8 protein-coding genes are annotated in these 6,989 nt (G+C 74.8%); 6 read left to right on the top strand and 2 right to left on the bottom strand.

The window, feature by feature from the left end; all coding sequences use genetic code 11:
• Positions 1 to 2,494: LamG domain-containing protein (locus ACI78Q_RS23450; RefSeq protein WP_456925889.1), on the bottom strand; the 2,494-nt coding region annotated here is incomplete at its 3' end.
• A 283-nt stretch (positions 2,495 to 2,777) separates the two neighbouring features.
• Here ACI78Q_RS23450 and ACI78Q_RS23445 point away from each other — a divergent pair.
• From ACI78Q_RS23445 to ACI78Q_RS23420, 6 genes are all read left to right on the top strand, one after another.
• The gene (locus ACI78Q_RS23445; protein ID WP_456925888.1) at positions 2,778 to 3,857 is read left to right on the top strand and encodes a sigma-70 family RNA polymerase sigma factor; all 1,080 of its coding nucleotides are present in this window, start codon (positions 2,778 to 2,780) and stop codon (positions 3,855 to 3,857) included.
• Positions 3,854 to 4,756 carry an STAS domain-containing protein gene (locus ACI78Q_RS23440; protein ID WP_456925887.1) on the top strand — a complete coding sequence of 301 codons (903 nt, stop codon included), beginning with the start codon at positions 3,854 to 3,856 and terminating at the stop codon, positions 4,754 to 4,756. The genes ACI78Q_RS23445 and ACI78Q_RS23440 overlap by 4 nt, the downstream gene beginning before the upstream one ends.
• Positions 4,753 to 5,139, top strand: a complete 387-nt coding sequence (locus ACI78Q_RS23435) for an STAS domain-containing protein (protein WP_456925886.1) — start codon at positions 4,753 to 4,755, stop codon at positions 5,137 to 5,139. The genes ACI78Q_RS23440 and ACI78Q_RS23435 overlap by 4 nt, the downstream gene beginning before the upstream one ends.
• The gene (locus tag ACI78Q_RS23430; RefSeq protein ID WP_456925885.1) at positions 5,136 to 5,417 is read left to right on the top strand and encodes a phosphatase RsbU N-terminal domain-containing protein; all 282 of its coding nucleotides are present in this window, start codon (positions 5,136 to 5,138) and stop codon (positions 5,415 to 5,417) included. Before ACI78Q_RS23435 ends, ACI78Q_RS23430 begins: the two co-directional genes overlap by 4 nt.
• A 76-nt stretch (positions 5,418 to 5,493) precedes the next feature.
• Positions 5,494 to 5,769 carry a hypothetical protein gene (locus ACI78Q_RS23425; RefSeq protein ID WP_456925884.1) on the top strand — a complete coding sequence of 92 codons (276 nt, stop codon included), beginning with the start codon at positions 5,494 to 5,496 and terminating at the stop codon, positions 5,767 to 5,769.
• Positions 5,766 to 5,927, top strand: a complete 162-nt coding sequence (locus ACI78Q_RS23420) for a hypothetical protein (RefSeq protein WP_456925883.1) — start codon at positions 5,766 to 5,768, stop codon at positions 5,925 to 5,927. The genes ACI78Q_RS23425 and ACI78Q_RS23420 overlap by 4 nt, the downstream gene beginning before the upstream one ends.
• A gap of 21 nt (positions 5,928 to 5,948) precedes the next feature.
• Here the strand turns inward: ACI78Q_RS23420 and ACI78Q_RS23415 are convergent, their stop codons facing one another.
• Positions 5,949 to 6,887 (bottom strand): aldo/keto reductase, encoded by a 939-nt coding sequence (locus ACI78Q_RS23415; RefSeq protein WP_456925882.1) that lies wholly within the window; start codon positions 6,885 to 6,887, stop codon positions 5,949 to 5,951.
• Positions 6,888 to 6,989 lie beyond the last annotated feature (102 nt).

Genomic DNA, 6,989 nt, shown 5'->3' with positions numbered 1-6,989 from the left:
CGGTGCCGCGCTGCCCGTCACCGAAGTCCCACGCGTGGGCGGCCACGGTGCCGTCGGTGTCGGCCGACCCGCGCCCGTCCACCGCCACGGCCAGGTTGCTGGCGGTCGCGGTGAACGCCGCCGTCGGTGCCGCGTTGGGCGGGGGCACGGTGCCGTTCGCGGCGGCGTGGTGCGCCTTGACCCGGTCCGCGGCGAGCGGGGCGGCGTAGACGGCGACCTCGTCGATCGCACCGGAGAGCGAGGAGCTCGCCGGGGCCTGCGGCCAGCCCGTCAGCGTGCCACTGCCGACCATCCAGTAGCCGGACGTGAGCCGGGTGTTGGCCCGGGTCATCGCCGGGTCGGCGGCCACCTGCGCGCCGTCGACGTACAGGACGGTGCCGGCCGTGCCGACGGTGGCGGCGACGTGGTGCCACTGCCCGTCGGCGACCGGTGCGGTGCTGCGCACGGTCGTGTAGGTCGTCGTCGCCGTCGGCCCGAAGCCGCTGCGCCGGGACAGCCCGAAGGAGAGCCGGCCGTCGGCGTCGACGTAGAGGGCACGGTCGCTGGTGGTGTTGGCCCCGGTGGCCGAGTCGCCGTACTGAGCGATGACGCCGCGGCCGGTGGTCTTCACCCAGGCCTCGACCGTGAACGCGTTCGTCGGGGTCTTCACCGTGGTGCTGGCGGCCGCGATGCCGGTCGCCGTCCCGTTGGCGGTGATCGCGGTGTCACCGGCGACGGCGCCCGCGGTTCCGCGGGTGATCCCCGCGCCCTCGGTCAGGTTGGTGGTGCCGACGTGGTCGTAGGCGCTGGTGCCGGAGGACTCACCGAGCCGCCAGTACTGGGCGGGCGAGTCCGCGAGCATCGTGCCGGCGTAGGCGCTGGTGGCCGCGGCGACGGTGACCGTGTTGGACGCCGAGCTGGTCACCGTGTTGCCCAAGGGGTCGCTGACCGCCACCCGGTAGGACGCCGTGCTGCCCGCCGGACGGGTGTCGGTGAAGGTGAGCAGCGGCGTGTTCCACCAGGTGGACTTCGCGGTGAAGGTGGCGATCGGCGTGGTGCCGCCGTCCCGGTAGACCGAGTAGGTGAGCTCCTCGTTGTCCATGTCCCACGCCGAGCGCCAGGCCACCCGGACGGTACCGGCCGTGGTGGAGGTGGCGTTGGGCCGCAGGCCCGCCGCGGTGACCTCGGGCCCGCGCCGGTTCGGCGCGATGGACGGGTCGGCGAAGCGCACCAGGGCCTGCTGCTGCTGGCCGTTCACGGTGGTGAACTCGCCGCCGTAGACGACGTAGTTCTGCCCGCCGGTGACCGTCCAGGGGCCCTGGAACTGGCCGGTGACGGTGCCGGTGTTCAGGGTCGGGTACCAGTTGAGGACCGACGGGTGCGGCCGCCCCTCCCAGCTGGTGTAGCGCGGCACCTGCGTGGTCGCCTTGAGGGTGCCCGTGCTGGCCACCGACATCGCGATGCCGCGCTTCCAGATCTGGTCGACGGCGGAGTCCGGGAAGTGGCCGGAGGTCTCGCAGTCGTGGGTGTGCCCGGCCTGGTAGACGACGGTGCCGTTGGACCACGTGTCGTACGGGTCGCCGTGGCAGTCGTTCATCCAGACCAGGTCGAGCGTGGTCGGGTTCAACGCGACGGTGCCCTCGATGTTGCCGACCTGGAAGCCGTACAGGTTGGCGTAGGCGTTCTTGCCGTCGGTGTCCAGGCTGTAGACGCCGCCGTTGTCGCCGGCGTTGGTGATGCCGTAGTCCCACGTGTCGGTGTTCCCACCGGTGACGGCGTCCACCGAGGCGAGCGCGATCGCCGGGGTGCCGTTGACCTCGGAGAACTGGCCGCCGAAGACCACGCGGGTGCCCGTCGGGTCCATGACCATGCCGCGGACGGTGTAGTTCGCGCTCGGCGCCCACTGGGTCAGCGCGCCCGTGGTGGCGTTGAACGCCGCCAGGCGGGTGCGGGTCTGCCCGGCCGCGGTGGTGAAGTCACCACCGGCGTAGACGGTCGACCCGGAGGTCATCAGCGACATGACCGACCGGTTCAGCGACGGCGCGAAGCCCTGCACCAGGTTGCCGGTGGCCACGTCGAAGGCCGCGAGGTGCCCGCGGGCCACGCCGTCCACGGTGGTGAAGTCGCCGCCGACGTAGATCCGGGAGCCGTCCGGCGAGGCGACGATCGTGCGCCCCTGGCCGTTGAGCGTGTGGTTGAAGCCCGTCACCAGCGCGCCGGTGCGGATGTCGAAGGCCAGCAGGTTGGCCCGCGGCGTCTCCTGCGTGCCGGCGGCCGCGCCGGCCGGGCGGGCCGAGGTGAAGCTGCCCGTCGCGTAGACGGTGTTGCCGACGGTCACCATCCCCCACACCACGCCGTTGACCTGGACGGTGCCCAGGGCGTCGGCGGAGACCGTGGCGGGGGTGCCCGCGGCCGGCCGGGTGTCGGCGGTGGCGGTGCCGGGCACCGCCACCCCGAGGACGACGAGACCGGCGGAGAGCGCGCCGCCGAGGGCCGCGGAACCGGCCCTCCGCACGCGTTGTCTCCTCGAGCGCGGGATTGCGTTGTAGGCCATGCGGGACTCCCCCGAGATGGTTACCGACAGTACGGACAGCCGTCCCTGCGGGGCGTGCGACCACCCCGGACTGGTGACAAGCTGGCGCAAACCATCACGGTGGGTGATGGACCGTCAAGATCGGGGTGGTCCTCCCGGGGCCACGTTCATCCGAACGGATGCACGGCCGGCCGGGTCGCGCCCTCGCGGCGGCCGCGCGCGCCCGGCGCAGCGCGGGGCCGTCGACGGCGGTAGCGTCCCGCGGGTGGCGGCCGTCGAGCCGGTGGGCGCGGACGAGGAGGGCAGCGAGTCTACGGACGTCGCAGCCCTGATCCCCCTCGTGCGCCGGATCGTCGCCGCGCGCGTGCCGGACACCGCGACCGCCGACGACCTGGTGCAGGAGACGCTGGCCCGGGTGCTCGCCGCGACGGAGCGGATCGATCCCGGGATGCTCGAGCCCTACGCCATCGTGACCGCCCGCAACGTCGTCACCTCGATGTGGCGCGACCAGGACCGGCAGCGCCGCCACCAGCACCGCGTCGTGGACCTGCGCCCACCCGACGCCCCCGACGAGGACGTCCTCGCCCAGGAGGACCGGGCGGCCGTGGCCGAGGCGCTCACCCGGCTGTCCGAGCGCGAGCGCGACACCCTGCTCGCCCACGAGGTCGCGGGTCAGGACACCCGCTCGCTGGCCGCCGAGCTCGGGTCGACGGCCGGCGCGGTGGCCGCGCAGCTCAACCGCACGCGGGCCCGGCTGCGGGTGGAGTACCTGCTGGTCTCCGAGCGCGTGGAGCCGCCGACCGAGCGGTGCCGGCCGGTGCTCCTGGCGCTGTCCAGCGGCGACCGGCGGCGCCAGCGGGAGGTCGACGCGGCCCGCCACCTGCTCGAGTGCGCCGTGTGCGCGCGGCTGTCGGGGCCGCTCGTGGGGCGGGGCCGCGCGCGGGACGACGACGTGCGGGTCGCCGTCCGCACCGACGCCGACATCGTCTCCGCCCGCCAGGCCGCGCGGGAGCTGGCCACCCGGCTGGGGTTCTCCCCCACCGACATCACGCTGATCGCCACCGCCGTCTCCGAGGTGGCGCGCAACATCGTGCGCTTCGCCGACTCCGGCGAGGTGGTGGTGGCCGAGGTGTCCGAGCCACGGGGCGGCATCTCGATCGTCGCCCGCGACGCCGGCCCGGGGATCCCCGACGTCGAGCAGGCGCTGCAGGACGGCTACAGCACCTACCAGGGGCTCGGGCTGGGGCTGCCCGGCGCGCGGCGGCTGATGGACGAGTTCGCGGTGGTCTCCGAGACCGGCCGCGGCACGACGGTGACCATGACCAAGTGGCGGGGAGAGACATGAGCCGGAACGAGAACCCGACCGTGACCGCGGCGGCCGACGGGGCCCCCGGGCTCGACCTGGACGGTCTGCTGCCCCAGCTGGTCGCGCACCTCCGCGAGCACCGCACGCGGCTGCGCCAGGAGTGGGCCCGGCGCATCCAGGAGGCACACCTGCTGCAGGCCATGACCTCCCAGGAGATGGCCGCCGAGACCACGCTGGTCTACGACAACTACGTCGAGGTGCTGGAGACCGGCAGCGTGGAGGCGCTGCAGCACTACGCCCGCGACCTGTCCGAGCGGATCATCCCCCGCGGCGTGGAGACCCACGAGGTCGTCGGCATCGTGCTGCTGCTGCGCGACGTCCTCGCCCGGTCGCTGTTCGAGAAGTACCAGCGGGACTTCGCGCTGCTCAACCGGGTGCTGGACGCCTACGAGCCGGCCGCCAACCGGATCGCCAACACCGTCGCGGTGAGCTTCGTCGAAGAGCGCGAGCGGGTCATCCGGCAGCAGCAGGACTCCATCCGGGAGCTGTCGACGCCGGTGCTGCCGGTGCGCGAGCGGCTGCTCATCCTGCCGATCATCGGGATCCTCGACCGCGAGCGCGCCCGGCAGCTGACCGTGCAGCTGCTCAGCGGCATCCGCCTGCACCGCGCCAAGGTCGTCGTCGTCGACATCACCGGCGTCCCGGACGTCGACGAGTCCGTCGCCAACCACCTCGTGCGGACCGTCGACGCGTCACGCCTCATGGGCGCGAGCGTCATCATCACGGGGCTGTCCCCGGAGATCGCGCAGACACTCGTCACCATCGGGGTCGACCTGTCCAAGATGAACACCATCGGCGACCTGCAGGGCGGCCTCGAGGAGGCCGAGCGGCTGCTGGGGTACTCGGTCGCCCGGGACGACGGGGCCGGTGGGCCGTGACCAGTCCGCGCCTGTTCTCGATCCTGCGGCAGGGCCCCAACCTGATCGCCTCGGTCCACACGGCCCTCGACGACTCCCAGCTGGTGCGGTTCCAGCGGGACCTGGTGGAGCGGATCGGCGCCGACCGCGCGCGGGGGGTCGTCATCGACGTGGCCGCGCTCGACGTCCTGGACTCCTTCGGCACCCGCACGCTGCGCGACATCGCCGAGATGGCGCGGCTGCGCGGCGCGGTCACCGTCGTCGTCGGCATCCAGCCCGACGTCGCGTACACGATGGTCGAACTCGGCATGGACACCGGCTCGGTGACGACCGCCCTCGACCTCGAGGAGGGCCTCGCCGAGCTGGGGAGGCGGATGACCGCTCCGTCGGGGCCGCCGTCGTGACCGCGCACGAGGACCTGCTCCGCGACTACCGCCCGGCCTTCCTGCGCTACCTGTCCCGGCAGGAGGAGTCCTCCCTCACCGCCGGCTACCAGCTCGGCCGCCGCGCCCTGGCCGAGGGCCGCGGCCTCCTGGAGGTCGTGCAGGTGCACCACGAGGTCCTCGTCGAGGTGCTCCGCGACAGCTCCGCCGACGAGGTGGCCGGCGTGGCCCGGTCGGCGTCGGCCTTCCTGCTCGAGGTGCTGGCCAGCTACGACATGGCCCGGCGCGGCCCCGCCTGAGGTCCCGCGTCATCCCGCGGCGGCTGCGGCGTCTTCCTGATGACGGCGCGACGGCCGACGAGGGGGGAAGCCGACAGTGACGACCCGACACTCCACCGATGACTCCAGCCGGCTGCGACCGTGCGGGCCACTGCGGACCCCCGGCGCGGGGCTGGTCGAGCAGCTGCGCCAGGCGGCCGTGTACGCCGAGGCCGCCGCGGTGCTGGAGCGGCGGGCCTGCCGGGCCGCCAACCCGGCGCTGGCCGCCCTCCTGCGCGAGCGCGCCGAGGCGCGCCGGCGGATGGGCCAGCGGTTGCGGGCCGCGCTGGCCGAGCAGTCCTCGCACCCCCTGGCCGGGCGGGAGCGGCCGTGAGCGCGCTGGCGTGGGCCCTCTCCGCGTGGGCGGTCTCGACGACCGGGACGACGCTCTGGTACGCCCGGGCCTTCGAGCGGGTCGACCGGGCCGATCAGGGCGTGTGGTTCCCGGAGCGCCGGGACCAGGCCGGTCGCCGCGCGCTGCGCCGGTGGTGAGCCCCGCGGCGGCGCGATCGCTCAGGTCCAGGGCAGCCGGCTGCGCTCCGACCAGTAGGCGTGCGGGTCCTGGGGCGCGACCAGGCCGCTGAGCGCCTCCCCGGCGCCGGCCAGATCCCGGGCCCGGGCGTTCGCCTCGAGCTGCGCGACCGACACCGCCCCGCTGAGCACGACGTCGGCCCAGGGCCGGGTGAGAGCGGCGGCCAGGGCCAGCGCGTCGACGCCCACCCCGTGCTCGCGGGCCGCCTGGGCGAGCCGGCTGCCGGGCTCGGCGCCGCGGTCCGTGAGCCGGCCGTTGGCCAGCGCCTCCTTGACCACGACCCGCAGACCGGCGGCGTGCGCCTCCGCCAGCGCCGGGCCGACGGACGGCTCGGCGAGGTTCCAGGTGCTCTGCACGGCGGCGAACAGCGGCCGGCCGTCGACGTCGATCTCCAGCGCCCGCCGGACGGCGGCCGCCTGGTCCGGGCCCGACGTCGACAGCCCCACCTCGATCCCGCCGTCCCGGAGCCGGCCCAGCTCCGCCAGCACCGCGCGGTCGTCCCACAGCGGGCTGTCGAGGGTCAGGGAGTGCACCTGGTACAGCCGTAGCCACGGGCCCAGCAGCGCGCGGGACTCCTCGAGCTGCTGGCTCAGCATGGCTCCGCCGTGGTCCTTGACCTCGTGCCGGACGGCGTCGGGCCGCCAGTCGGCGGTGTAGCGGTAGCCCCACTTGCTCGCGACGAACGGCGGCGGCCCGGTCCGGCCGCGCAGCCAGGAGGCGAGGAACTCCTCGGCGAGGCCGTAGGAGCGGGCCGCGTCCATGTAGCGCACGCCCAGCCGGGCAGCGGCGTCGAGGAGCTCGTGTGCCCGCGCCCGGAGGGCGGCCGGCGTCCGGTTGCCGGGCAGGTCGGCGTCCCGGCCCGCGGTGATGTAGGCCGGGCGGCCGACGGCGGCCAGCCCCAGTCCCAGCTCGGCGTGCACGTCCGTCCCTCCCTCTGGGCGACGCCCGATGGTGCGACACCGGGGCGGGGGGGGGGGGGGGGGGGGGGGGGGGGGGGGGCGGGGGGGGGGGGGGGGGGGGGG

Source organism: Geodermatophilus sp. SYSU D00705, assembly GCF_054050135.1.
Note: the sequence above shows the minus strand (reverse complement) of the source record. Positions and strands in the feature narration are given on the sequence as shown.